This window comes from Brevibacillus sp. JB24b, assembly GCF_051713385.1.
GTDB classification, from domain to species: domain Bacteria; phylum Bacillota; class Bacilli; order Brevibacillales; family Brevibacillaceae; genus Brevibacillus_B; species Brevibacillus_B laterosporus.
Genome location: NZ_JBNVQV010000001.1, coordinates 3,512,074 through 3,538,704 on the forward strand (window position 1 = coordinate 3,512,074; position 26,631 = coordinate 3,538,704).

18 protein-coding genes and 2 pseudogenes are annotated in these 26,631 nt (G+C 41.8%); 3 read left to right on the forward strand and 17 right to left on the reverse strand.

The window, feature by feature from the left end; all coding sequences use genetic code 11:
• Positions 1 to 72: 72 nt before the first annotated feature.
• The 9 genes from glnA to ACQV1I_RS16415 all read right to left on the reverse strand — a co-directional run bounded on the left by glnA (position 73) and on the right by ACQV1I_RS16415 (position 11,819).
• Entirely contained in the window at positions 73 to 1,407 is a 1,335-nt protein-coding gene (glnA, locus tag ACQV1I_RS16375; RefSeq protein ID WP_094701866.1) for a type I glutamate--ammonia ligase, read from the reverse strand.
• A 48-nt stretch (positions 1,408 to 1,455) separates the two neighbouring features.
• A complete protein-coding gene (locus ACQV1I_RS16380) occupies positions 1,456 to 1,863 on the reverse strand; it encodes a MerR family transcriptional regulator (protein ID WP_094701867.1) in 408 nt (135 codons plus the stop codon).
• Positions 1,864 to 2,067: 204 nt separating this feature from the next.
• On the reverse strand, positions 2,068 to 4,458 hold the full coding sequence (locus tag ACQV1I_RS16385) for a peptidoglycan D,D-transpeptidase FtsI family protein (RefSeq protein WP_116333307.1): 2,391 nt from the start codon (positions 4,456 to 4,458) through the stop codon (positions 2,068 to 2,070).
• A 191-nt stretch (positions 4,459 to 4,649) separates the two neighbouring features.
• On the reverse strand, positions 4,650 to 5,918 hold the full coding sequence (locus ACQV1I_RS16390) for an aminotransferase class I/II-fold pyridoxal phosphate-dependent enzyme (protein ID WP_094701869.1): 1,269 nt from the start codon (positions 5,916 to 5,918) through the stop codon (positions 4,650 to 4,652).
• 19 nt (positions 5,919 to 5,937) lie between these two features.
• On the reverse strand, positions 5,938 to 7,227 hold the full coding sequence (gene hflX / locus ACQV1I_RS16395) for a GTPase HflX (protein WP_116333308.1): 1,290 nt from the start codon (positions 7,225 to 7,227) through the stop codon (positions 5,938 to 5,940).
• Between the two features lie 227 nt (positions 7,228 to 7,454).
• On the reverse strand, positions 7,455 to 8,429 hold the full coding sequence (locus ACQV1I_RS16400) for an AAA family ATPase (protein ID WP_018673949.1): 975 nt from the start codon (positions 8,427 to 8,429) through the stop codon (positions 7,455 to 7,457).
• 266 nt (positions 8,430 to 8,695) lie between these two features.
• Entirely contained in the window at positions 8,696 to 10,099 is a 1,404-nt protein-coding gene (locus ACQV1I_RS16405; protein WP_236645702.1) for a YcdB/YcdC domain-containing protein, read from the reverse strand.
• Positions 10,090 to 10,644 carry a sigma-70 family RNA polymerase sigma factor gene (locus ACQV1I_RS16410; RefSeq protein WP_026315348.1) on the reverse strand — a complete coding sequence of 185 codons (555 nt, stop codon included), beginning with the start codon at positions 10,642 to 10,644 and terminating at the stop codon, positions 10,090 to 10,092. The genes ACQV1I_RS16405 and ACQV1I_RS16410 overlap by 10 nt, the downstream gene beginning before the upstream one ends.
• A gap of 353 nt (positions 10,645 to 10,997) precedes the next feature.
• On the reverse strand, positions 10,998 to 11,819 hold the full coding sequence (locus ACQV1I_RS16415) for an AraC family transcriptional regulator (protein WP_116333309.1): 822 nt from the start codon (positions 11,817 to 11,819) through the stop codon (positions 10,998 to 11,000).
• Positions 11,820 to 12,237: 418 nt separating this feature from the next.
• Between ACQV1I_RS16415 and ACQV1I_RS16420 the strand changes: the two genes are divergently transcribed.
• The gene (locus tag ACQV1I_RS16420) at positions 12,238 to 15,189 is read left to right on the forward strand and encodes an NTTRR-F1 domain (protein WP_201747388.1); all 2,952 of its coding nucleotides are present in this window, start codon (positions 12,238 to 12,240) and stop codon (positions 15,187 to 15,189) included.
• Positions 15,190 to 15,437: 248 nt separating this feature from the next.
• Positions 15,438 to 15,668, forward strand: a complete 231-nt coding sequence (locus ACQV1I_RS16425) for an FMN-binding protein (RefSeq protein ID WP_116333310.1) — start codon at positions 15,438 to 15,440, stop codon at positions 15,666 to 15,668.
• A gap of 69 nt (positions 15,669 to 15,737) precedes the next feature.
• On the opposite strand, the pseudogene ACQV1I_RS16430 reads toward ACQV1I_RS16425, so the two are convergent.
• Positions 15,738 to 16,105, reverse strand: a pseudogene (locus ACQV1I_RS16430) (IS200/IS605 family accessory protein TnpB-related protein); the annotation flags it as partial.
• Between the two features lie 91 nt (positions 16,106 to 16,196).
• Positions 16,197 to 16,713, reverse strand: a pseudogene (locus ACQV1I_RS16435) (DinB family protein).
• Between the two features lie 657 nt (positions 16,714 to 17,370).
• Here ACQV1I_RS16435 and ACQV1I_RS16440 point away from each other — a divergent pair.
• Positions 17,371 to 18,303: a GNAT family N-acetyltransferase gene (locus ACQV1I_RS16440; RefSeq protein ID WP_116333311.1), complete on the forward strand. Its 933-nt coding sequence runs from the start codon at positions 17,371 to 17,373 to the stop codon at positions 18,301 to 18,303.
• A 4-nt stretch (positions 18,304 to 18,307) separates the two neighbouring features.
• Here ACQV1I_RS16440 and ACQV1I_RS16445 read toward each other — a convergent pair whose 3' ends face one another.
• The 6 genes from ACQV1I_RS16445 to mutS all read right to left on the reverse strand — a co-directional run bounded on the left by ACQV1I_RS16445 (position 18,308) and on the right by mutS (position 26,614).
• Positions 18,308 to 19,123: a DeoR/GlpR family DNA-binding transcription regulator gene (locus ACQV1I_RS16445; protein WP_236645704.1), complete on the reverse strand. Its 816-nt coding sequence runs from the start codon at positions 19,121 to 19,123 to the stop codon at positions 18,308 to 18,310.
• A 128-nt stretch (positions 19,124 to 19,251) separates the two neighbouring features.
• Positions 19,252 to 19,494 carry an RNA chaperone Hfq gene (gene hfq, locus ACQV1I_RS16450; protein WP_116333313.1) on the reverse strand — a complete coding sequence of 81 codons (243 nt, stop codon included), beginning with the start codon at positions 19,492 to 19,494 and terminating at the stop codon, positions 19,252 to 19,254.
• A 29-nt stretch (positions 19,495 to 19,523) separates the two neighbouring features.
• The gene (miaA, locus tag ACQV1I_RS16455; protein ID WP_094701876.1) at positions 19,524 to 20,477 is read right to left on the reverse strand and encodes a tRNA (adenosine(37)-N6)-dimethylallyltransferase MiaA; all 954 of its coding nucleotides are present in this window, start codon (positions 20,475 to 20,477) and stop codon (positions 19,524 to 19,526) included.
• Complete coding sequence (locus ACQV1I_RS16460) at positions 20,474 to 21,265, reverse strand: class I SAM-dependent methyltransferase (RefSeq protein WP_094701877.1); 792 nt, start codon at positions 21,263 to 21,265, stop codon at positions 20,474 to 20,476. The genes miaA and ACQV1I_RS16460 overlap by 4 nt, the downstream gene beginning before the upstream one ends.
• A gap of 279 nt (positions 21,266 to 21,544) precedes the next feature.
• Positions 21,545 to 23,803: a DNA mismatch repair endonuclease MutL gene (mutL, locus tag ACQV1I_RS16465; protein ID WP_116333314.1), complete on the reverse strand. Its 2,259-nt coding sequence runs from the start codon at positions 23,801 to 23,803 to the stop codon at positions 21,545 to 21,547.
• A 30-nt stretch (positions 23,804 to 23,833) separates the two neighbouring features.
• On the reverse strand, positions 23,834 to 26,614 hold the full coding sequence (gene mutS, locus ACQV1I_RS16470) for a DNA mismatch repair protein MutS (protein WP_116333315.1): 2,781 nt from the start codon (positions 26,612 to 26,614) through the stop codon (positions 23,834 to 23,836).
• Positions 26,615 to 26,631 lie beyond the last annotated feature (17 nt).

Here is a 26,631-nt window from a genome sequence, read left to right on the forward strand (position 1 = left end):
ACAGACTTATTCAACCGTATAACCCACAAACAAGAAAAACCCTCACACCTACAGGTGCAAGGGTTTTGACGATTAATACGTATTCATGTATTGGTTACGCTCCCACTCGTGTACACGTGTGCGGAACATATCCCATTCGATTTCTTTCGCTTCAATGAAGTGTAACGATGCATGCTCACCAAGGGCTTCACAGATAACACTATCCGCTTTCAGACACTCGATCGCCTCTTTTAACGTAGATGGCAAGCTATCAATACCGTTTGCTTCGCGATCAGCTTCATTCATCACATAGATGTTACGATCAACAGCAGGTTGCAATTCTAATTTGTTCTTAATTCCATCCAAACCGGCTTTTAGCATAACAGCTAATGCCAAGTATGGGTTCGCTGCTGGATCAGGATTACGCACTTCTAAACGAGTGCCCATTCCACGTGAAGCAGGAATACGTACTAATGGAGAACGGTTTTTTGCAGACCATGCCACGTAGCAAGGCGCTTCATAGCCTGGCACGAGACGCTTGTAAGAGTTAACTAGTGGATTCGTAATTGCCGCAAACCCTCTTGCATGCTTCAACAGACCAGCTAGATAGTATTTTGCTGTTTGACTTAGACCTAGCTCATCAGATTCATCATAGAATGCATTTTCTTTACCAATAAATAGAGATTGGTGAGCATGCATACCAGAACCACTTACACCAAACATCGGCTTTGGCATAAAGGTTGCGTGCAACCCATGTTGACGAGCAATCGTTTTAACTACCAGTTTGAACGTTAGAATTTGATCAGCTGCTTGCAAAGCATTTGCATATTTAAAATCAATTTCATGTTGTCCTGGTGCTACTTCATGGTGAGAAGCTTCGATTTCAAAACCCATTTTCTCCAAGGTTAATACGATATCACGGCGACAGTTTTCACCCAAGTCTAATGGTGCGAAGTCAAAATATCCACCTTGATCATTCAAATCGAGAGTAGGTTCGCCTTTCTCATCAATTTTAAACAAGAAGAATTCAGGCTCTGGACCAACATTAAAATCCGTAAAGCCTAGCTCTTCTGCTTCTTTCATTACCTTTTTCAAAATATAGCGGGGATCACCTTCAAACGGCTTACCATCCGGCATATACACATCACAGATCAAACGAGCCACTTTTCCGAATTCAGTTCCCCACGGGAATACTACCCATGTGTCAAGATCTGGGAAAAGATACATATCAGACTCTTCAATGCGCACGAAACCCTCAATGGAAGATCCGTCAAACATCATTTTGTTGTCTAACGCTTTTGGCAATTGAGAAATCGGAATCTCAACATTCTTACTGATACCCATTAGATCAGTAAATTGCAAACGGATATACTTCACATTCTCTTCATCAGCAAAACGCATAATGTCTTCTTTCGTATAACGGCTCATTCTCTCTTCCTCCTCGACCAAATCCATTAATTTTTTGTACCCATCTATCTAGTGGAAGAACCTAGAAAGTTCTCCACGAATCAATGCCGATTCACCTAAGCGATTGGCACTGGGGTTTATCACTTGTTGTTTCAATAATTGTAATAGTTCCTTCTTCTCCATTTGTGGACGAGCTGCCGTTTTGCCTGGTAGGATCGGCGCTTCCACCACAGGCTCTTTCATTTGGATCACCTGTTTAATTCCAGCGATATTTAGGCCCTTATCAATCAGTTCTTTAATTTCTAACAGACGATCTACATCATTAAACGAGAATAACCGCTGCTTTCCGTCTGTGCGAACTGGTGTAACTAACCCGTGTTGTTCATAATACCGGATCTGTCGGGCAGTCAGATCTGTTAACTTCATGACGATACCTATGGGAAAAAGGGCCATGTTGCGACGAATTTCATCACTCATCTTGCTTCCCCTTCCTGCCAATCAATTTTATTCAAATTTGTTATGTTCAAATTCTAACTGATAGCAGATTATCTGTCAATACATGTTAGATAACCTGACATAACTTTTTTAATATAAGAAAAAAACATGTCCTCGACTATCTCTTGACTACCTTATACACGGTAGACAGTAAGACAATCAGAGAACATGCTCCCTTTTACGGTATTATCTTATCAATTTTAATGATTGCTCGATCCCATACATTTTCACATACTCTTCCAAAATTTGCTTTGCAATTGGTCCAGACATATCAGCGCCATGTCCCCCACCTGGTACAACTACAGCAAATGCAATTTGCGGGTTATTAACAGGTGCATATCCAACAATCAACGCATTGTCTGTGTTTCCACCAGTTTGTGCTGTTCCTGTTTTAGCTGCCACAGGAAAAGGAAAATCTTTAAAATTCCGATACGCAGTACCATTGGGCTGTGTTACCTTGGCCATCCCTTCCTGAGCTACCTTTATCCACTTGGGATCTATATCCACTTTATTTATGACGTATGGCTTCACTTTAGTCAACGGTGTTCGATCTGCTGGATTACTTGCTCCCTTACGTATCTCTTTGACTACATGGGGTTTGATTCGATAACCCCCATTTGCGATTGTACTTACATACTGACAAAGTTGCATGGGCGTAAAATTATTATATTGACCGATAAATGCATCTACTAAATTCCCTAAATATTTGTCGTCCGCTCGATATCCTGTCTTCTCTCCCGGAAGATCGATTCCCGTTTTTACACCCAATCCAAATTGACTGTTATAGTAATCTAACACCTCAAATTGTTCGCTATAATGCTTGCCCTCACGATTGCCCTTTCTCGCTAGACGAAGTCCCATTTCATACATGTAGGTATTATTAGATACCTGCAAGGCCCTTCTCGCATCTACCGCACCATGTCCAGAGCGTAACCAGTTATTTTTAAATCGATTACCGACATAAATACCTCCTCTGTCCATGATTGTTTCAGAAGGTGAAACTAGCCCTTCCTGTAAAGCAAGCATGACGGATACAGGTTTTACTGTCGAGCCTGGTGCATAAGCTCCTCGAGTAATTTTATTATCTTCATAGGGCAAGATATCAGTTTTATACACTTTACTAAATGTCTCTCGATCATAATATAAATTCAAATCATAGTCAGGATAATTTGCCAAGGCTAATATTTCTCCCGTACTAGGAACCATCACCACCGCATGTCCTACTTTCAGATTTTTCTGCAAAAGACTTTTATGAAGAATCTCCTCTACTTTATCTTGAAATCTCCAGTCCAAAGTAAGAATTAGATCATTTCCCGGCTCTGCGATACGCTTTATGGTTTCATTGACAAATTCCGAATTCCGATTTACCTGTACAGCCATGGCACCATTCTTCCCCCGTAGCTGCGACTCGTAATAATTTTCTAAACCAGCTACACCAACTAATTCATTCCCAGAATATTGTTTAGATTTATACTCCTTGACAAATTGAGGATCAATTGAATTTATATACCCTAAAATGTGTGTCGCAAGTGGCCCTCCGTTCGCATCAGTTTTTACTTTCCTTAGCGGCTCTACCTCTACATATACACCAGGTAATTGGACTAACCGCTCCTCAATCCGTGCATCTTCAAACGCTGTGATATTTCGCTTTATCTGCCTTGGCATGAAGGCGGGTACACCCATCCCTACCATACGCTCTAAAACAAGCAGTTTTCGCCATGTCTGCTCGCGTTGTAAAGCAGAGTGGCCTAGCTTAACATCTAGGAAAAAGAAGCGTGCATTTTCAATTAGCTTTCGATCACTCTGCTTAGTAACAGGTGTCTCACGTAAAATCTCCATGGAACTTTTTATTTTGCGAACGAGGTCATCTGCCTGTTTTTTTTCAAAATGATAAGGAAAAGAAATCTGCTGTTTTATAAGCTCGGTAAGTAATACCCGATCATTTGAACCTTGCTCATTCGGCAAGGTCTTCCCTGTTTTTTTTCGTAACAGTTCTAGGGCCTGAGCTCGTTCTACATCGGTAAAGACATACTTGATGGGTACATGTACTTCTTTTGCTATGCTGAATAATTCAACAGGTTGTAATAGATCGATTCTCTCTGGTGAAGGTAATGCATCTAATTTTATCTGTATTTGCGTTCGCAATCTCTGACGTTCCTCAGGAGTTAACATGATAGGAAAGCTAGCCTGTAGCTGAATCCCTAAATCAGCAAGCTTCCTATCATCACCTCGCTCCTCTTGCTTCCAATCCAACAAGGTAGCCAGATCCTCAGCTACTTTCTCCTTGTTAATTTTCTCTTCTGGTTTGTCCATAAATTTCACAGTGAATACAGGCTTGTTATCAACTAGCACTACGCCATTACGATCTAAAATATGACCTCTTGGAGCCGGGATCGGAAGTTCTTTTAGACTGTATTTCTCCAATTCTTGCGCAAATAACTCTCCTTGGACAACTTGAACATATGCTAGCCGTAAAATGACAACTACAAAACAGATAAAGACAGCTAAAAACATAATATTTACACGGAATAATATTTCCGGGTCTTTTTGTCGCTGTTGGTCTGGTTCAATTTGCATAACTTCACCGCATTCCTTGTCATATATCCCTTCCTTATTAATATACCAAAAGATTCCATATATTCCATCAGATTAGCGGAAAAACCTGTAATTCTCGACTAGCCTTCACGATTACCACATACAAAAAAACAGCTACAAATGATGTTCATTCATAGCTGTCTGCACGATTGTATAAAAATCATAGTAAAATGCTATAAATCAAGTAAGCCTTTTGCAATCATACCATCTAAAGCTGTTAAAATTCCCACTTTCACATGCGAGTAAGTAAGACCACCTTGTACAAAGCCTAAATAAGGCGCACGTAGGGGACCATCAGCAGAAAACTCAATACTAGCACCTTGAATAAAGGTACCCGCTGCCATGATCACCTCATCGGCATAGCCTGGCATAGGACTAGGATAAGGTGTTACGTGTGAATCTACAGGTGCTGCCTTCTGAATACCTTGGCAGAAGGTTATTAATCGTTCAGCACTTCCAAATTCAACCGACTGAATTAAATCAGTTCGTGGTTTATGCCACAATGGATCAGTACGGAAGCCCAGCTTTTCCAACATTGCAGACGAGAAGATCGCTCCTTTTAACGCTTCACCTACCACATGAGGAGCTAAGAAGAATCCTTGGAACATCTCCAATAAGGAGTATAATGACGCTCCTCCCTCCGCTCCAATCCCAGGAGCTGCCATACGATAAGACGCGTTTGTAACCAGATCCTCACGCCCCACAATGTACCCGCCTGTTTTGACCAAGCCACCACCTGGATTTTTAATCAGCGAACCCGCCATAATATCAGCGCCGACCTGTAGTGGTTCCTTTTCTTCTGTAAATTCACCATAGCAATTATCTACAAACACGTTTAGTTCAGGACGTATTTCTTTAACAAAAGAAATCATTTCCTCTATCTTAGCAATCGTAAACGACGGGCGATCGGCATATCCACGTGAGCGCTGAATACCAATCACTTTTGTTTCGGGACGAATCGCCATCCTTACAGCATTAAAATCAATGCTTCCATCCTCTAATAATGGTACATAGTCATAACTAATCCCATAATCCTTCAAGGAGCCTTGACCTTCCCCACGCACCCCTACCACTTCTTCTAACGTATCGTATGGTTTGCCCGTTATATATAATAAGTGATCTCCTGGGCGCAGCATCCCAAATAAACTAATAGCAATAGCATGCGTACCGGATATGATATGCGGTCGTACTAAGGCCGCTTCTCCACCAAACACCTCTGCATAAATGGATTCTAATGTAGTACGACCACTGTCATCATAGCCATATCCTGTAGATGGCGAAAAATGAAATTCATTCACTTCATGCTTTTGGAATGAGCGCAACACCTTTAATTGATTATAATCAACCAAGCGAGACACTTCCTGATGTCGCTTGGCAATCATTTCTTCTACCTCTTCCACGAGCGGGCGTAATTGCTCTCCGTGCGTAAACAGTTGAAACATGTTCTTTCTCACCTTTCTCTTACCATTCCTCTTCGTTGATAACTGGTGGATTTACCATATATGGAATCAAACGCCCATACATCGGCTCATCTGGCTTAATACGTATCGTAATCTGATAAGCGGTGCCATCTTCGGAGAATTCCTGCTCCATTTCCAATCCAGCTCGATGCATCATGGAAATCACATCTCCACGTTCCATCGGAATAATCAGCTCAACACTCTCATATCCCGTCAATACAATTCCTTCTATTCTATTTAACAGACGTTGTAAATCTTGCTCGGACAATGCCGATATCTGAATCGTATCTTCAAGATGCGGTAGATACTTGTCAGAATCAAGCAAGTCAGCCTTATTATATACGACTAATCGAGGGATACTCTCAGCTTCTAAATCCTTTAAGACTTTATCTACAACTTCCATATGAACTTCAAAGTCAGGATGAGAGCAGTCGACCACATGTAAAATTAAATTTGCCTCTTGAACCCCTTCTAAGGTTGAGCGGAAAGCTGCAATCAGAGCGGTCGGCAGGTCTTGAATAAAACCAACCGTATCCGTCAATAGCACTTCCTTTCCACTAGGCAAAACCAACTGACGTGTGGTTGGATCAAGCGTAGCAAATAATTTATCCTCTTGCAATGTGTCTGCTTTTGTTAAATTATTTAGTAAGGTAGATTTGCCTGCATTCGTATAGCCAACCAGCGCGATTTGGTAGACGTGGTTTTTCTTCCGACGTTCACGGTGAAGCTGACGAGTCCGCACGATATCATCTAACTGTTGCTTTAACTCACTAATTCGACGACGAATATGACGGCGGTCTGTTTCCAATTTGGTCTCACCAGGACCACGTGTACCAATTCCACCACCCAATCGGGACATTTGGTTTCCCTGTCCGGCAAGTCGCGGTAGTAAATAGCTATATTGCGCTAGCTCTACTTGGATTTTACCTTCTCGTGAATTAGCTCTACTCGCAAATATATCTAGTATCAACTGTGTACGGTCAATTACTCTACATTCAAATAAAGCCTCCAAATTACGGTTTTGGCTAGAAGATAATTCATCATTAAAAATGACAACATCCACATCCAGACTTACTGCTAATTCAGCAATTTCCTGAATTTTACCCGTTCCTAGATACCAAGCTGAATCTACTCGATCTCGATTTTGGGTGATAACTTCTAGCACTTCAACACCGGCCGTACGTGCTAGCTCTCCCAACTCCTCCATGGACAATCGCATTCGTTCTTCATCCCGTTGATCTAATAGACAACCGACTACTATAGCTGTTTGTTGTTTATTCCATTCACTCATATATGTATCCTTCCTTCCCACGTCCCCAGACGAAAAGAACGGCATCCGCCCGCATGTGTCTAGCAAACGTATGCCCTGATTCATTCTTTTACTAACTAATAATCAATATACCTTCTTTTTTACCCATTTGTCATCCCTTTCATCCTTCTACCATGAAATCCAGAGGGATGCGAAGCTTGATTCACCAGATTTTAAAACAAATGTTGTAGTCGTTAAACATCAGATTTTCAGTTCAAAAACGGATTACTTACCTGTAAGTCTTCTGACCGTATGTTCATTAATTCTTCCTTGCTTGGATTAGAGCTCTTTAATAAACGCATAGCTTGTGCTCGAATTGCTTTCTCCAGCAAATTCCGTATGTAACGAGCATTGCTAAATGACTCCAAAAAAGGATCGGATAGTAGATGGATCAGATGTTGCTTCATTTTTTCTTTTGCCGTAGAGGTGAGTACATATTGTTTTTCCTCGACCATAATAGAAGCAATCTCCATTAACTCCTCCACCTCATAATCAGTAAAATGAATCTGGATGGGAAAGCGCGAAGGTAGACCTGGATTAATGTGTAGAAACTCATCCATCTCCTCTGTGTACCCTGCCAAAATGCAAATAAATTCGTTTTTATGATCTTCCATCGCCTTTGTTAGACAATCCACTGCTTCCTTGCCAAAATCCTTTTCTCCTCCGCGTGCTAACGAATAAGCCTCATCCACAAACAGGATACCACCCAAAGCTTTTTTTATTAAATCTCGTGTTTTCTGTGCTGTATGTCCGATGAACTCTCCCACCAGATCGGCTCGCTCCACCTCAATTAAATGCCCCTTGCTTAATATTCCCATCTCTTTGAGTACCTTTCCAAAAATCCGGGCCACAGTAGTCTTTCCTGTTCCTGGACTACCTTTAAATACCATATGATATACTTGTTGTTCTGTCTTTAATTGATGCTTTGCTCGTTCACGGTTCGTTCTAAGGAGAGCATAAATCTCGTACATGACAAGCTTTGCCTCATCTAATCCAATCATTTTTTCTAGCTCATTAATAACTGATTTGATTTGATCATTAGCAGTAGAGCGTACCGTGTCTGCCAACGGCTCTGGTTCCTTTAGCGGCTGTACCACCGGATGATGAAACACAAATTGAATTCGATGTGGTGATTCCGGCGATTCTGTAACGACCGTTTTGGTCATGGTCGCAGCCTGTTTCATGTCCCATCACCTGCCTTCCATAATCGTCTCTACAGTATACGCAGCATGCTTTAAAATCCTGTACAGAAAATCCAAAAATAAATAGCTTGATTTATAAAAAAATCCCGTCTCACCTGTTACAGTGATCCGGGATACTTCCTATCTGTCAACAAAAACGGCTTTACCTGTGGTCGCATCAATAAAAACATTTTTATCTACCTTTTTTTCAACAAGTTGGTACACCAACCTAGGGTCCTTTCCCCCACCTACAAACTCATACACTAGCTTTACTGGATTATGACGAAGCCACTCGCTAGCTCCCACTTTCGTTGACATAATAGCATAACCGTCGGTAGAACCGGAATGCCTTGATAGCTTTTAAAGAAACGGAATTTATATGAGTATTCATCCTCATTACTGTATGTGAGTTGTACTTCCTTGTCCCAGGGATCAAGGTATTTCGCCAGAAAACGAATCGCTTTCTCTTTAGCATTCTCTTTAGAGATTTTCCCTTTCGCTTTAGGAGTATCCTTGGTAATTTGTAAGACACGCCCAGAACTCAATTCAGTGAAAACCGTATATTCACCCCTTTCTCCAAATTGGTAAACCGCCTCGTTCTCTTCCTTACGTTGTTTATGATCATCCCAATTATTTGAACAGACTTTTAATGGCCCCTTTATTTCATACTCCCGTTTAATGAGCAGCTCTGCTTCTTGTTGATTGCGTGCAATTACAGGCGTATTCGGTGGATTCATTTGAATCAAGGTCGGAGGATCATAATCGTAGTAAGTATGATAGATTGGTTTACCCGTTATTGCGTCGAAATTATACATATCCAGGATACCGGGTGTGTATTCTAGAATCGGGCGGTCTTTTTTCGGATCAAAATGTTCTACATACCTTAATTTTATATATTTTTGTAAATAATCCCCTAATTTATGTGAAGGAATTACTTTTGATGGAAGCGGAAAAGCTGCTTTATCTACAAAAGAATCTAAACTACCCTGTCTCCAATACCCATCTAACTCGCCTTTTTCATTAATATCAATCCCGATGTAATCTCCCGATACAGGAATTTTATTAACAAATCGCTGGAAACTAATTGATCTATCTAACCCAATTTGCTTATACTCATTACTTTTTTCTCCTAGCATCTCTTGGAGAATGGCAGTTCCCCTTTGTATAAGAACAGATTTTGTTGCCCTGTTCCTTTCCTCTCCTAATACGTCGAGTTTTTCCAACTCTCCACTCGTCCGATCGATCCGAATTTCTGCTGACCATCCCTCACCTTTTTCTTTTTTCTTTTCTTTCATATAAATATCGTATCTATCACTATTATCGCTCAGCTTTGTTACTAGGCCATTTTGCAGATAAGGCGCAAATTTATAAAGTGACTGTACCGTTTTTTTCGCTTCTGGAGACAATCCTTTTAATTCGGTTTCATGCTTTATAATTACTGGATGTAAAGTAACCTGCGATGTTTCCCCGATCCATGCGGACCGTGTTCCTAGCACGACCAAAGCAAAGCCACATGCTATAGATAGGGAAGTAAACACACGACGGTTTTTTAGCTTTTTCTGACGAATCCCTTCCCAAATTTTGGATTCCATTTGAGGAGTGAAGGGAAGCATATCTAAATTAGCCGCTCTAAACTCTTGTACTATTTTTTTATCGAATGAATCTACACCCATGACTCTCCCCTACTTTCCAGCATCTGCTTGATCTGTTGACGAGCACGCGAAAGTCTTTTCCGTACTGCCTCTTCTTTCATCTGCATAATAAATGCTATTTCTTTCATTTCCAGCTCTTGATAATAACGTAAAATAATGACTTGGCGATAATCTGGGGACAAAGACATTACCAGCTTTTTTAATTCAGTTGCTCGATTTTGCTTAAAAAATACACTTTCCGTATCATCCGTTACCTTATTTTGCGCTTGTTGTTGACTTTGCAAGGTAAGTTTTGAAAAAATCGTTCGAAACGACCAGGAACGGACATACTTCTTCGTTTCATTGATCGCAATTCGATACAACCATGTCTTAGGCTCTGATTCCCCTCTAAAACAATCCCAATTCATGTATGCCTTCATAAACGTTTCCTGTGTAATGTCCTCTGCAATCTTTTGGTCTTTTATCATGAGATACACCATATTTAAAATCTTTTGGCCATATTCATGCATAAGAGACTCGAAAATAATCTCTTTAGACATCGTTAAAGCGATTTCCGCTTTTTCCAATGTGTTCACCCGCTTTATGTATTCTTTTTCCTCTACAAAATTAGATTCTGCTAACCAATTTTTGTGACAATGATTTTTATAGAAATATTTCCATTCAACATGAAAAACCGCCCTCATAGGAGAGCGGTTCACATCGAGCTCAGTCATTTGGGGTACTAGCGGTACTGTTCTTTAACACATCTACCTCCATTATAGAGTTAGATCATCAAAGCGAACCGGATACCACAATCTGGGTAATCATTTCATCGTCCACGGCACATCAACCTCCTATAAAGACTGTTGCGCGTTTCTAATTGGTGACCACCGAGCTCGATGATTATAGTGTAGCCACATTAAACATTTCTATACATGACTTACACATTTTTTCTAAAATCGCTAGCTGAAACTCCATATTGTTGCTTCCATACGCGTTGAAATGAGCTGAGACTACCAAACCCAGCTTCAAAAGCAATTCGTGTGATTTCCCAATCAGTTGTACGTAGTAAATAAGCTGCTTCTTTTATTCGTAATTGTTGCAGATATTGTCCAGGTGTCATTCTTTTATTTTTTTTAAACTGATGAATAAAATGATATTTACTACTACCAGCGATACCTGCTATCTCTTCAAGCTTTAAGGGGTGTTTAAATTCATCATGCATATAGTCAATCGCTCTTTTGACTCCTGGATGTTCATACAGTGAGGTCACTTTAAGCTCAGTGCATGTATTATTTTTTGAATGAAGGGTAAGGAATAGTCTTGCTACCTCCCACTCCTGCTCCATTTGAAGCAATTCATCCATCGGCTCAAACAACGATCGCTGAAAAGCACGTTGGACGGTTTGCTGAAAAAGGGGGACAATCTCTGTAGATAAACTTGTGTATTCAAGTGAATGTTTTACTCTTGCAGGCTGTTCATTTTCCCAAACTTCTTGTAAAAAATCACACTGTAAGCTAACTAACATAATAGTAGCAGGACCATAAGTAGCAAGATGGCGATGCTGTTCATCTGGTTGTACCAACAGCCTTTGCCCAGAAGCCACTCTTTGGTATCGTTTATTCCATTGAATCTCTACCTCGTTGTCGAGCGGCATGCTTACTTGCAAGTAATTGCCATGATCATGTAATTCATCGCTTTCACCTTGTTGCAAGGTAAACAGTCGAAAACCACTGTTTTTCCATTCTAGAAGCATATCCATTTATTCATATTTCCCCCAACACAATAAATGCTAACTAAGACACAATTTTAATGTGTGCAATTTTCTGATTCTTAAAAGTATCTTTACTTAATTAAGCAGACATAACGACGTCATAATAGGAAAGTAGACGCTTTTACAAATAGTCTAACATAATGAAAAAAATAGAAAAGCGTTAATCTGTATACACTGTACTAACATATTTATCTATCCATCCCTGAACATATTCAATCACATCTCGCGTTTGGATCTGCTTTTCTGGATTTTTGTTTGATTGAGTATTTCTATCTCGTACTCCATAACGATCTATTCTATTCAAATTTTGTATTTTTAGCCACTGGTATTTACCCTTTCAAAAATAGAAGAGTCACCATATAATGCATTAGCTCTAAAAAACCTATTTATGGAAGTGGTGATTTAATTGCCTTTTGGCAACAAAATTGTAAATGGTAATTTTGAAACCGGCAGCCTGATCCCATGGAGTTCTTCCAATGTAGTAATCAGTAACCTACAAAGTCACACAGGTTCTTATAGTGCACTACTATTTGGAAATGCAGCTAACAGTTTAATGTTTCAAGCAGTACCTGTAACAGTTGGAGATAGTTTTGAATTCTTTCTATCGATCGCAAAAATAGGAAATTTACCAAGCCCGCAAGTAAATATTGCCCTTATTTATTTAAATGTAGCTTCTACCCCTATCAGTATTGGGATGAGTATTATACTTCCAATAGACCATCTTCCCGATAATCTGAATAATAACTGGAGTACCATCTACGAAATATCTTCCGTTGTACCTGCAACGGCTACTCATGCAATGGTCATTATTCATAAGATTCCTTCTCCATCAACTTCAGATATAGTCGTTGATGACATTGTATTAGTACAAACTGGAGCAGGGACAATAGGAAATACCGGGGCTACTGGGGCTACGGGTACTACTGGCGCTACTGGCATTACTGGTGCTACTGGTATTACCGGCGCTACAGGAGACACTGGCGCTACCGGCATTACTGGTGCTACCGGTATCACTGGCGCTACTGGCGCTACTGGTGCTACTGGTATTACCGGCGCTACGGGTGGCACTGGCACTACCGGCATTACTGGCGCTACCGGCATCACTGGTGCTACCGGAGACACAGGTACTACTGGTATTACTGGCGCTACCGGCATCACTGGTGCTACCGGAATCACTGGCGCTACTGGCATTACTGGTGCTACTGGTATTACCGGCGCTATTGGTATTACTGGCGCTACCGGAATCACTGGCGCTACTGGCATTACTGGTGCTACTGGTATTACCGGCGCTACTGGTATTACCGGCGCTACTGGTATTACCGGCGCTACTGGTATTACCGGCGCTACTGGAATAACTGGCACTACAGGAGACACTGGCGCTACCGGCGCTACCGGCATTACCGGCGCTACTGGGGACACTGGTGCTACTGGGATCACTGGCGCTACTGGTGACACCGGTGCTACTGGGATCACTGGCGCTACTGGTATCACTGGCGCTACTGGTATCACTGGCGCTACTGGTGACACTGGTGCTACTGGGATTACTGGTGCTACTGGGATCACTGGCGCTACTGGTATTACCGGCGCTACTGGTATTACCGGTGCTACTGGTATTACTGGCGCTACTGGTATTACTGGTGCTACTGGTATTACCGGCGCTACTGGTATTACCGGCGCTACTGGAATAACTGGCACTACAGGAGACACCGGCGCTACCGGCGCTACTGGGGACACTGGCGCTACTGGGGACACTGGTGCTACTGGGATTACCGGCGCTACTGGGATTACTGGCGCTACTGGCATTACTGGTGCTACTGGGATTACCGGCGCTACTGGAATAACTGGCACTACAGGAGACACTGGCGCTACCGGCATTACCGGCGCTACTGGTGACACTGGTATTACCGGCATTACTGGGGCTACTGGGATCACTGGCGCTACTGGTATTACTGGCGCTACTGGTGACACTGGTGCTACTGGTATTACTGGCGCTACTGGTGACACTGGTGCTACGGGTATTACCGGCGCTACGGGTATTACCGGCGCTACTGGTATTACTGGCGCTACTGGTATTACTGGCGCTACCGGAGACACCGGTACTACTGGTATTACTGGCGCTACCGGAGACACCGGTGCTACTGGCATTATCGGCGCTACCGGAGACACCGGTGCTACTGGTATTACTGGTATTACTGGCGCTACTGGTGACACTGGTGCTACGGGTATTACCGGCGCTACTGGGATTACTGGCGCTACCGGGATTACCGGCGCTACGGGTGATACTGGCGCTACCGGAGACACCGGTACTACTGGTATTACTGGCGCTACCGGAGACACTGGCGCTACCGGAGACACCGGTGCTACTGGTGACACTGGTGCTACGGGTATCACTGGCGCTACTGGCATTACTGGTGCTACGGGTATTACCGGCGCTACAGGGATTACTGGCGCTACAGGGATCACTGGCACTACCGGAATCACCGGCGCTACTGGCATTACTGGTGCTACGGGTATTACCGGCGCTACTGGCATTACTGGTGCTACGGGTATCACTGGCGCTACTGGCATTACTGGGGCTACTGGTATTACCGGCGCTACAGGGATTACTGGCGCTACAGGGATCACTGGCGCTACTGGCATTACTGGGGCTACAGGGATTACTGGCGCTACAGGGATCACTGGCACTACCGGAATCACCGGCGCTACTGGCATTACTGGGGCTACGGGTATTACCGGCGCTACTGGGATTACTGGCGCTACTGGGATCACTGGCACTACCGGAATCACCGGCGCTACTGGCATTACTGGTGCTACTGGTATTACCGGTGCTACTGGGATTACTGGCGCTACCGGAATCACTGGCGCTACTGGCATTACTGGCGCTACAGGGATCACTGGCACTACCGGAATCACCGGCGCTACGGGTGACACCGGCGCTACGGGGGCTACTGGTTCCACGGGCTCTTCTGGAACCTTTTTAAATTTCCAGGTCTCCGAAAACATTCCGAATACCAGTGGTAGCTCCGCTATAGTAATAAGTAGCACCCAAACCACATTAAAAACCATCACAGTATCGGGAAGTACCGCTACAAACCGTATTTGGTTAAGTGGAATAATTGGTTGGCAAAATGGAGCAGGTAATCCAGAAATCGAATTCCAAGTTCTGCGAGGAACTACTGTCATTTTTAGTATTAACGATCAGAGAACTGGAACAAGTGCGTTTGGCTCTACGAGTATAAATCATGTTGATTTAACTCCTGGGGTCGGTAATGTTACGTACACATTAGTCGGCCAAATTATTGGTAGTGGTACAGTTACCGCAATAGGAGGAATCACTTTCACTGGCGCTTTATTATAGTCATATCGTGTGATTAATTACGATTAAACAACTTTTTCTCCTCTTATTTACGTGCTATTTTGATTGATTTCCGAAGCGTGTTGACGGACTTGGTCAACAGTTCGTCAACAACTCCCCTTTATATTCATTTACGTCCCTTGAAATTGGTTTGCAATGTTTGCATAAGAAAAAGTCGTTTCCTTAATTAAGGGAGACGACTTTCTTCATTAATTGGAAGACAAGTTACAATACGTGGAAAAGCAAGTAAGATGGCTAAAGAAATCAATGCCAAAGACTTCTTAAATCGCGGAACCGTAGCTCGAGCAATAACTTTAATTGACAAACAAAATTCAATATTAGAAAAGCAAAGTGATTTCGATGACGCTCTAACAAAGCAACTCCATAGTATACGTCAGAATCCAACTTTAGTGTCTCCCTCTTGGACTTTGTATAGAGTTATTGCAGAAGAAGTTGAATTTTGGCAAGCAGATGAAGAATGAAAGCATATTAGACTAAAGTATAACTTAGAGGAAAATAAATGGGGTAAAAAAACTGTTATGGGCTTAGTTGGTATTTCCATACCAAGCTGCTTTGTATTCTAGCATGGTTCTGAATGCTGACCATGACGCATCCGCAATTCTTTTCGCAAGCTTGTGGTTCTTGATCATGTTTTCCACACGTAAGCCTTCCAAGCAAATCGTTTGATTTTCACGAATCAGTTGAGTTGACAGTTTCTGTTGCCAAGTAGCAAGCTTCTTTTCGTATTGACGAAGAATCCCAGGATTGGCTATTTTCACACCTGTCAAAAGAATGGCAAAGTATTTGATCATTTAAGGTCAATTCCTACGGTCTTTCCTGCTGTTACTAGTGGTTGAATCTCTGTTTCGCAAAGAACAGATACAAAGTATTTGCCAGAAGGATTTTTTCTAACGGGAGCCTTCTAGTTGAAGGCTGTTTTGGGTTATTCAGACAGCACAAACAGCCGCCTCGTACAGAATGCTGGGTTTTCTGATGCTTTTAATCCTCAGTTACTTTCCCTTTGTTTTTAAATATAAATAAAAACCATAATCTGTCATGATAGAAGTGTAACCTATTTGTCGTAACATAGCTGTGATATTGCCACGATGATATGTTCCATGATTCCACAACATGGAGCACTAAATCGGATACACTAGTTTTCATTAAGTCACCAGACGGATGCTCAATTACAAGAGACTTATCTATATTTTCTTTTTGATTAAGGAACGATTTGTAATGCTCGGCTAACTCACAAAACATTATTTCCATTTCCTCTATTCCTTTTAACTCTGTTTGTTCTTTTAGTTGTTCAGCTAACACCAATGCATGGTTCATACTTTTACCAGAAAAAACTTCTATCCATCCAAGATCAGAAAGATAAATATGGGCCAATGCATTAGATATCGATGAAAACACACTTTGAACCTCTTGACGATAAACTTCCTTTGGAAGCTCTTTTAGTCGGTTACAAATTTGTTTATTTGCCCATACGTTATATTCATACAACTGTAGTGCAAGATGTGTCATATAAAATTTCTCCTTTTCATGTTCGATATAACTTCTACTTAATTATAGTCGAACGTATGTTCCTGAAAAAATTTAAACAAGACCCAGAACCAGCGTAGTGCCCCTAAGGAGGATCAGCAATGAGTAGATTAATAAATTCGTCTTGTAGGTGTGTTTTGCTCCGGCTATGAATCCATGTTATAGATCATTGTATCAGCCCCCATAATGTAGTAGATTATATGCGTAGTAGGGAAAAGAAAAAGAGCCGAAAATAGTCAAAGGTCATATCCCATCATTTCCCCTCCTTATGCTTTTGGGAACGTCCTAATTTTCCTTCAGTTCAGAGCCTATAATTCTCATAATAGACCTATGTACCATCTGCTCCCATCCCACGCGTACCACATCAGCTGTTACACTTATTCATGCGTGGTAAACACATCCACAAAAAAAGGATTCCAAGAGTCTGTCAGGGAGCGTCAAAAAAATTTGCAATAATGGGTAAAAATTCAAATGCACAAACGCCTGTGTAAACAGTAAAATCAACGTTCGCAATTTATACTACATAACACGCAATTTTTAATGTGCGTAATTTTCAAATTCTTTTATAATTAATTATAATACGTTAGCGTCAAGAATCATTTATATGTAGCTAGCAGTACTCGAAAGGTGTGAATAAATGTGCTAAGACAGCCAAACGGCGTTTATGCCGCTGCAGGACTTACAGCAACAGAACTTACTCAAATAAAGGAGCTTTTACAGGTTTGTAATAAATATGACCAAATTGAAATTAAGTTAAATCTGGACATGCTTAACTGTAGACCTACTGACCAAATTCAGGATTTTTATTTTGCAAAAGATAACCGAATCATTGGCTATCTTGCCTTGTATATTTTTAATAGTCGGGAGGTAGAAATCAGCGGAATGGTAGATCCGGCTCATAGACGTAATGGCATCTTTTCTTCTTTGCTTCGACTCGCTTACCCAGAAATTGAACGTCGTCAGTTGCCAAAACTTATTTTCATGTCACAAGAAAAATCTGCATCTGGTAAGGCATTCTTAGAAGCACTGGGAAGTACCTATTCCTTCTCAGAATATTGGATGGAATTAGAAGCCTCTCCCACTGAGCCAATAGTACCCTCTCTTCTTCTTAGAGAAGCAACGAAAGATGACCTTCCCTTACTCGTCCAAATTGATATGGAGTCCTTTGGGTTATCGAAAGAGGATGCAAAAAAATATGCGTCAACAGGAGTTGAAGAACCTGATCGACATCTTATAGTGGCTTTTCATCATAACGAATTTATAGGAAAAATTAGTCATCAACGAAGTGAGGATATAGATTTTATTTACGGCTTTGCAGTCATGCCAGCCTTACAAGGAAAAGGATATGGGAGAGAGATTTTGACAAGAGTGGTAAACAAATTAATCCAAGAACAATCACCTTCAATCGTCCTAGAGGTAGAGACGAAGAACAAAAATGCGCTTAAACTATATAACCGTTGTGGTTTTAAAGAAGTAACTGCCAATGATTATTATATCCTGGCCACTTCGCAACTCGAGGGCTTGTTTCAGCTTTCGTATGAAGAGTTAGGTGACCAGGAAACAAAAATGTAAAAAATCACAAATAATCAGGAACAGCGACCGGGTAGCTTCCTTTGGCTACCGTTACCTCTAATCCTTGCTTTTCAATTTGATCTCGCAACTCTTTTGGTGTTCCCTCGTCAGTGATTAGTAAATGAAAGCTGTTGAGGGGACCTATTTTAGAAAAGGCATCATGCTCCATATTCTCATGAGACGCTAAAATAAAACGACGTCGAGAAACCTCCAAAACAGCACGGCTAAAACTGGCTACTTCTGGTGTTGGAGTGCTAACACCTTGTAAACTGATAGCTCCAGCTGTCATGAAACAAAGATCAATTGTAAATTGTTTTACCATTTCATTCGCGATGATATCAGAAATTAAACCTGTTTTCTTAACTTGTCCTCCGATCAGGTAAACGTCAGTATTTTCAGATTCACGCAATTGTTCTGCAATTTTAATCGAGTTAGTAACCACTGTTATTGGCATATGTTGAGGTAAATATTTTACCATATGAAAATGCAGGTTTGTTCCACTCAAAAATATGGTATCGTGCTCTTGTATGTAGGATACGGCTGTTTTGGAAATAGCAGTGATATGACTAGGACCATCTTTAATGCGTACAGCTGATGGTACAACGGGCTTGCGCACAGCTGATACAGGGATAGCTCCTCCATGTGTTTTTTTCAATAATCCCTGCTCTTCCATAATGGATAAATCTCTCCTGATAGAATCAATAGAAACGTGAAATTGTTCTGCTAGCTCCTTCACCAACACCCGTTGCGCTTCATGAAGGATCTCCAGAATCTTGCCTCTTCTCTCTTCAGCAAACATCTCATCGCCTGCCTTCATCATGTAATACTTCCATTTTATTCCGTTATCCGCAAAAAAGTCAATATTTACCTGCAAAAATCTTCTTGTTTATGCTTTTTTCAGCAAAAAAATCAGGATTCCCGAAGAAACCCTGATTTTCTTGACTGCTATTACAATTGTTGTGTTTGGCTTTCCGACATCAAAGATACCGGACGTTGTGGAGTAAATGTTGAGATCGCATGTTTATAAACCAATTGTTGTTTGCCCTCTGTATCAATAACGATTGTGAAGTTGTCAAACGCCTTGATATAGCCTCTCAATTGGAACCCGTTTACCAAATATATGGTAACTGCGATATTTTCTTTACGTAAATGGTTTAAGAACGTATCTTGAATATTGATCGTCTGTTTCATGGACAATACCCCCTAAAAGGACTTGTAAGTTATATATTCGGCGTTGAATGGAACTTTCCTTCCAACGCACTGGTAATTGTTTCAACCACTTGTTCATAAGAATCGGAATCAGTCATATCATACCATTCCAACTGAGGCATACGTCTAAACCAAGTTAACTGGCGCTTAGCAAAATGCCTGGTTCTTTGTTTAATATCAGCTATCGCTTTATCTAACGTAATCTCACCATATAGATAAGGAATGAGCTCCTTGTAGCCTAACCCCTGCATCGCTACTAGATCGGCGGAATAGCCTTGATCAAGCAAAACGCGAACTTCTTCTACCAATCCAGCCTCAATCATTAAATCGACTCGTTGATTTACTCTTTCATATAGTTTCGCCCGATCCATTGTTAAGGCAATGATTTTCAGGTTGTAAGGGGAATAAGCGGCCTGATTCTGAAAATCAGACATACGTTTTCCAGTCAACTCGTATATTTCTATAGCACGTATAACACGGCGGACATCATTAGGATGCAACCGATCTGCTGTAATAGGATCATGCTCGCGTAAGCGCCTGTGAAGAGCTTCTACTCCTTCCACATCGGCAAATCTCTGCAAACGCTCTCGCATTTCCTCATCCTGATCCGCCTCAGAGAATTGATAAGCGTGAGTAACTGACTGTATGTAAAGTCCTGTTCCACCCACGATAATAGGTAGATGATTACGCTGATTGATTTGGTTGATTAGCTGTTGTGCCTGCTGTTGAAAGATAGCCACAGAGTATTCCTCATCTGGATTCATGATATCAATTAGATGATGGGGAACAGTGGCTCTCTCTTCCTCGGAAGCTTTAGCTGTACCTATATCCATACCACGATATACTTGCATAGAATCACCAGAGATGATCTCTCCGTTAAATTGCTGTGCTAATCGGAGGCTTAAAGCAGTCTTACCTACTGCTGTAGGGCCTGCAATTACCACTAAGTTCTCTTTTTGTTTCATCTCTCACTCCCCTCCAATGCTTCGATATAACTATAAATCACTTGATGATCACGTTTTCGATAAGGTGTAAAACCCAATTGCTCGTGCAAGGTACCTGTTGTCCCCTCTTTTAAAACAACTCGTCGTTTAGCTACCCGACGAGCTTGAGCAATCGTTGCCTCAGTCAGCACCTTATCATTAGCCAATTGACGCAAGGTAGAAATACCATGTGACTCAAAGACAGCTTGTTGGAACATAGGATCAAAATAAACTACGTCAAACGAGTTATCAGGCAACGCTTGTAGTTTTTTAAGATGATCTGATTGTTCCACCTGTACACGCCTCATCGCCTCGATTAAGGCTTGCGTTCCCGTGTTCCAATGAGCAAGACCATCTCGGACTAGTCTAGCAATCACAGGCTCCGATTCAATTCCAACCACTTGCCCTGCTTCACCTGTGGCATAGGCAAATACGATCGCATCCGCTGCCAATCCCATCGTGGCATCCAACACCTTATCACCTGGTGAAATTTGGCAAACAGAAAGCATAGTATCATTATCGCCGCGTTCCAGCCTCTTTATACGGAATGAAGCTGTATTTGGATGAAAAAAGAAAGCTTGTTGACCTCTTCGTTCCAACCTAGCTCCCTTAGCAGTTACAATTAAAATATCATTCGTCTGGTATTTATCTCTGAGTTTTTCAATTGAATCCTCTCCACGTGAAACTAGTGGAGCGGAAAAGATAGTAGCCAGTTCTTGCGCATGAGCCAGAACAGCTGATTTTGGCTCATTTCCTGTTGTTACAATCATTTCATCACTCGTTTCCTACTCATACTAAGTCCGCTCTATTGGATTCCTGTGTGTATTTTCTCCTGCCTTGGTTGCTATCCTATTATACTAACAAAAGCAAGCTGGCAACAGCAACGAAATTTGACTAAGAAATGGCTTGAAATCTAGGTTATTCACGATGTTGCCTCTTTTCCTCTCGTCACTTCACCATCAATAAAAAGAAGAACACCCCGCCGTCTCGTAATCATACGTTCGAGATGTTCCTATATGCACATGCCAATTGAAAATATCAATTTAGCTCTACATAACTCGTTTAAACATTTTTTCTAATTCATATGTTGAAAAGTGAATAGCGATGGGTCGACCATGCGGACAAGTAAATGGACTGGTCGTTTGGCGAAGCCTGTTTAAAAGAGCCTCCATCTCGGCGTGTGTCAAATAACGATTAGCTTTTATAGAAGCTTTACATGACATCATAATGGCAGCCTTTTCTCGCATCTTGCTCACTTCAACTCGTTCATTTTCACTTGCTTCTTGTACAAATTGAATCAGTTCATTAATAATCTCTACTTCACTTCCTTGAGGGAACCACTGAGGATGAGCCCGTACAAGAAACGTCCGGTTACCAAACCATTCTATATCTAACCCAAATGATTGTAGCAACTCAAGTCGATCCAACAATTTCACTTCTTCTTGCATCGTACATTCCACTGTATGTGGAAATAAAAGCATTTGACTCGAAACTTTTTCCTCTTGCAATTTTTGCATAAAATACTCATAAAAAATTCGTTCCTGAGCAGCATGCTGATCAATTAAATACATGCCTGAATCATTCTGAGCAATGATGTAAGTCCCATGAACTTGGCCTACTGGATATAAGACTGGGACAGCAGTTCCATCCTCATCTGAGTACGCTGAATCATCAAGCTTGCTTGCCGTTAGTATAGATGTATTCTCAGTATGTTCTTCAGCTGTTGAGTTACTCCTATCATCCATTGTCTCTGAACGTTCCACTATATATGAACTCAACCTATTACGATCTTCCTCGTCTGTTACGCTTTTGTCATCTTCTATACAATCGTCCCATACGACCTCTTGTGTTTCAACGCTCTTCCTAGAATCGGTTATATCATATTCAGTTGATGACTTTTCTAGCTCACAAGAATCAATTTCATTATTAGCATCATTTTGAACAGAACTATTACTAGAGCCTTCTACTTCAGACTGGCTCGAAATACTAGAAGGATAACCGGTCTTGTTGTTACCTGTGTACATCCACTTGCTCTCGTGTTGTTGATCTGGCTGAACGGGAACCTCTGCTAGAGGCTCCTGATCTCTCTGCTGTTCAACTATTTTTTTTGCCGTCAATTCAAAAGACGCAGGCTCCACTGTTCGCTCTACGTAGGTCGACCGTTTCTCTCTGAGCGGTACATCAAAAGCGGTCAATAATCGATTCATCTGCTGTTGCTGTTCGTCTGAATGGTGTTCACCAAGATTAAACTGCGGCTGATACGGTTTTTCCAGCTTAATTTTGGGTTTACTGCTTGTCTGTAATGGTTGCACGATTCGTAAGCCTGCTTGTAGTGCCTCTTTCACTGATTGTTCGACCGCTGCACATAATTCTTGTTCCTTACTAAAACGTACCTCTAGTTTAGCTGGGTGAACATTCACATCAACCAAAATAGGGTCCATCTCAATATGCATAGCAACTATCGGAAACCGCCCAATCGGTAAAAAGGTATGATACCCTCGCATAATCGCCTGAGACAGTGGATAATTACGTACATAACGACCGTTAACCAGAGTCGAGATGTACGTGCGATTCGCTCTCGTAACCTCCGTCTTAGATAATAGACCACTCCAGCGAAAATCTAACGTCTCCCCTTCAAACGGCAACAATAGCTTTGCTACCTGAACCCCATAAATGGCTGCCATCACATGTAATAGTTTACCATCGCCTGACGTTTGGAGGAGGTTTTTCCCATTATGAGTTAGGGTAAAAGCAATTTTCGGATAGGTAATCGCTAAACGGTTTACATAATCTGAGACATGTCCTACTTCTGTAGAAATAGAGCGCATATATTTTAAACGTGCTGGTGTATTAAAAAATAAGTCACGTACGAGAATTTCTGTTCCTTTTACCCTAGCGAAATCCTCAACGCTTTTCATATCTCCACCGTCGATAACGACCTTAGTTCCTACTTGTCCGCTATCTTCAGCACTCATCAATTCGATTCGAGATACCGAGGCGATAGATGCCAAGGCTTCCCCGCGGAAACCAAGAGAGCGAATATGGAATAAATCACGTGCTGAACGAATCTTACTCGTAGCATGCCGCTCAAAAGCTCGCAAGCAATCGTCTCGATCCATTCCTGCGCCATTATCAACGATGCGGATTAGCTGTAAACCGCCTTCCTCAATGTGAATTTCTACTTGAGAGGTACCTGCATCAATGGCGTTTTCCACCAGCTCCTTCACTACAGAGGCTGGGCGTTCCACCACTTCACCAGCAGCAATCATATTGCTTACCTGCTCCGTAAGCACCTGAATTTTCCCCATGTTCCTCCTCCTTTCTATGTGAAATAAAGCTTACTTATGTTTACGTAAACGTGCATTCCAGTCAGATAACTGAATGAGTGCTTGTAGAGGCGTCATTTGATTTAAATCTATATCACGTAATTCTGATAGGACTTCTGCCTCTGTAGGGTTTGCGGAAGGTTCAGATGGATTCAAAGACATTGCCACCCTCATAGCATCTTCCGTATGGCTAGAAGTAGCTGTAGATTGAACCACCTCTGCGACTTCTACTACAACATCGGTCTTGTCCGTTTTACCTTCTGTTTCTACGTTTGGTTCAGTAGAAACGTCTACTTTATTCTTTTTCTTATGAGTAGGTACAGATTGACCTGTAGCAACTTGCTGTGATGCTGATGGAGCTTGTCCCCAAAGCATATCAAGTGAAAGTTGCTCTAACGGCGCTTCTCGATCCTTCCCTTCTAATCCCTGTAAGATTTCACGTGCACGACTGATTACCTCAAGAGGCATTTCTGCTAATTCGGCAACATGAATACCATAGCTTTTATCAGCTCGCCCCTCTTCGATCTTATGCAAGAATAAGAGTTTGCCATCACGTTCTTCACAACGTGCATGGACATTTACCACTCCAGGAATTTTCTCCTCCAAATCAGTCAGTTCATGATAGTGTGTAGAGAATAGTGTCTTTGCACCAATATGCTCATGGATATATTCAATGACAGCTTGCGCTAGAGCCATACCGTCATAGGTGGACGTTCCACGACCAATCTCATCTAATAAGATCAAACTACGTGGAGTCGCCTTTACTAGCGCGTTACGAGTTTCTAGCATCTCCACCATAAAAGTAGAGAATCCACCTACTAAATCATCGGCAGCACCAATTCGTGTAAAAATCTGATCTACTAAGCTAATACGGGCTTCACTAGCCGGAACAAAACAACCGATCTGAGCCATAACCGTAATCAACGCCATTTGACGCATATATGTACTCTTACCCGCCATATTAGGACCTGTAATGAGTAAAATATTACGATCTTTTTGATTCATCGTCACGTCATTTGCAACATACTTCTCTTGATTTAATACTGCTTCCACTACAGCATGGCGACCATCTTTTACATAAACCTCACCATCCGTAGATAATGTTGGACGGATAAAGCCACGTTCTTCACTCACGGTAGCAAAGGCTTGCAACACATCAATACGCGCAATTCGTTCTGCTAATTTTTGAATGCGAGGGATGTGCTTAGCTACTTCCAAACGAATTTGAGTAAATAACTGATATTCTAACTCCACTAGCTTCTCTTCAGCTTCCAGAATTAGTGCTTCCTTCTCTTTTAACTCTGGCGTGACATAGCGCTCCGCATTCGTTAATGTTTGCTTACGCTCGTAACGTCCCGCTGGTATATGGGCAAGATTAGCCTTTGAGATTTCGATATAGTAACCAAAGACTTTATTGAAGCCCACCTTCAAGGAGCGAATTCCTGTTAGCTCCCGCTCGCTTTTTTCGAGTTGTGCGATCCAGCTCTTACCTTGGCGACTAGCCAGTCTGAGCTTGTCCAGATATTCGTCATAACCATCTTGAAGTAAATTACCTTCACGAACACTCACAGGTGGTTCTTCTACGAGCGTTTCTGCTAAAAATTGGGCAATATCACTACAGTCATCCATATCTGAAGCAATCGATTGCAAGGCTTCCTCCCCACTATTAACCAACAAATGTACTACACTAGGAATGGCCTCGAGAGAATGGCGCAGTTGCACCAAATCTTTTGCATTTGCATTGCCATAAGAAATTCGTCCCGCTAAACGCTCCAAATCATACACCCGATCAAGACCTTCACGTACATCGGAGCGCAATAATAAATCGTGACGAAATGCTTCTACCGTGTCATAACGATTACCGATTTCCTCAGGATTCAAGAGAGGTCGTTCAATCCAGCGGCGTAACAAACGTCCTCCCATTGCCGTCTCCGTTTTATCCAGAAGCCACAATAGAGAGCCTTTTTTGGACTTGTCCCGAATGGTTTCAGTCAGCTCTAAATTTCTGCGCGAGAAATGGTCCATTTGCAGAAACTCATCTGCCACATAATGTTGTAAGGAACGCATATGTGTTAACGCTCGCTTTTGCGTAGATCCTACATAATGCAAGAGACCATTCATCGCTAGGCGAACTGCATCCTCTAACTGAGCAGCTTCCTTTGGATACAGCTCATCTATAGCTGTTTGCGACACTACATTGGTAGCTAGGCAGGTAATAGACATATGCGGTGATAATCCTTTGCCTCGAAGCTCATCTTCAGCGATATCACATAGCAATAGCTCGCTCGGCCGATACTGCATCGCTTCCTCTACTGCTGCATACATGGTTGATAATGAAGTTGTATACATTTCACCAGTACTTAAATCACACGCTGCTACCGCCGCTTTTCCAGATAAAGCGGCAATAGCAACCAGATAATTGTTCTCTTTATCGTTTAACCATTTTCCTTCAATCATGGTCCCAGGTGTAATCATTCGTGTTACTTCGCGCTTTACAACACCTTTTGATGCTTTAGGATCTTCTACTTGTTCACAAATTGCTACTTTGTATCCTTTTTTTAACAATTCAGCAATGTAGGTCTCAGCTGCATGATGAGGAACTCCACACATTGGGATGCGCTCTTCCGCTCCTCCTCCACGACCTGTTAACGTAATCTCTAGTTCACGTGAAGCCAAAATTGCATCTTCAAAAAATAGCTCATAAAAATCGCCTAAACGGAAAAACAAAAAAGCATCGGTATATTGACGCTTTATCTCTAAATATTGTTGAATCATCGGGGTGTATTGTGCCATTATTTCTACTCCTAATA

Excerpts from the sequence above, each read along its gene's own strand:
- ACQV1I_RS16400 (WP_018673949.1), bottom strand. The coding sequence starts at position 8,429 with ATGAAACAGGCTGCGACCATGACCAAAACGGTCGTTACAGAATCGCCG.
- mutS (WP_116333315.1), bottom strand. The coding sequence starts at position 26,614 with ATGGCACAATACACCCCGATGATTCAACAATATTTAGAGATAAAGCGT.
- ACQV1I_RS16425 (WP_116333310.1), top strand. The coding sequence starts at position 15,438 with ATGGCTAAAGAAATCAATGCCAAAGACTTCTTAAATCGCGGAACCGTA.
- ACQV1I_RS16445 (WP_236645704.1), bottom strand. The coding sequence starts at position 19,123 with ATGATGAAGGCAGGCGATGAGATGTTTGCTGAAGAGAGAAGAGGCAAG.
- ACQV1I_RS16380 (WP_094701867.1), bottom strand. The coding sequence starts at position 1,863 with ATGAGTGATGAAATTCGTCGCAACATGGCCCTTTTTCCCATAGGTATC.
- ACQV1I_RS16390 (WP_094701869.1), bottom strand. The coding sequence starts at position 5,918 with ATGTTTCAACTGTTTACGCACGGAGAGCAATTACGCCCGCTCGTGGAA.
- ACQV1I_RS16385 (WP_116333307.1), bottom strand. The coding sequence starts at position 4,458 with ATGCAAATTGAACCAGACCAACAGCGACAAAAAGACCCGGAAATATTA.
- glnA (WP_094701866.1), bottom strand. The coding sequence starts at position 1,407 with ATGAGCCGTTATACGAAAGAAGACATTATGCGTTTTGCTGATGAAGAG.
- ACQV1I_RS16460 (WP_094701877.1), bottom strand. The coding sequence starts at position 21,265 with ATGATTGTAACAACAGGAAATGAGCCAAAATCAGCTGTTCTGGCTCAT.
- ACQV1I_RS16405 (WP_236645702.1), bottom strand. The coding sequence starts at position 10,099 with ATGGGTGTAGATTCATTCGATAAAAAAATAGTACAAGAGTTTAGAGCG.
- hflX (WP_116333308.1), bottom strand. The coding sequence starts at position 7,227 with ATGAGTGAATGGAATAAACAACAAACAGCTATAGTAGTCGGTTGTCTA.
- ACQV1I_RS16415 (WP_116333309.1), bottom strand. The coding sequence starts at position 11,819 with ATGGATATGCTTCTAGAATGGAAAAACAGTGGTTTTCGACTGTTTACC.
- miaA (WP_094701876.1), bottom strand. The coding sequence starts at position 20,477 with ATGAAACAAAAAGAGAACTTAGTGGTAATTGCAGGCCCTACAGCAGTA.
- hfq (WP_116333313.1), bottom strand. The coding sequence starts at position 19,494 with ATGAAACAGACGATCAATATTCAAGATACGTTCTTAAACCATTTACGT.
- mutL (WP_116333314.1), bottom strand. The coding sequence starts at position 23,803 with ATGGGGAAAATTCAGGTGCTTACGGAGCAGGTAAGCAATATGATTGCT.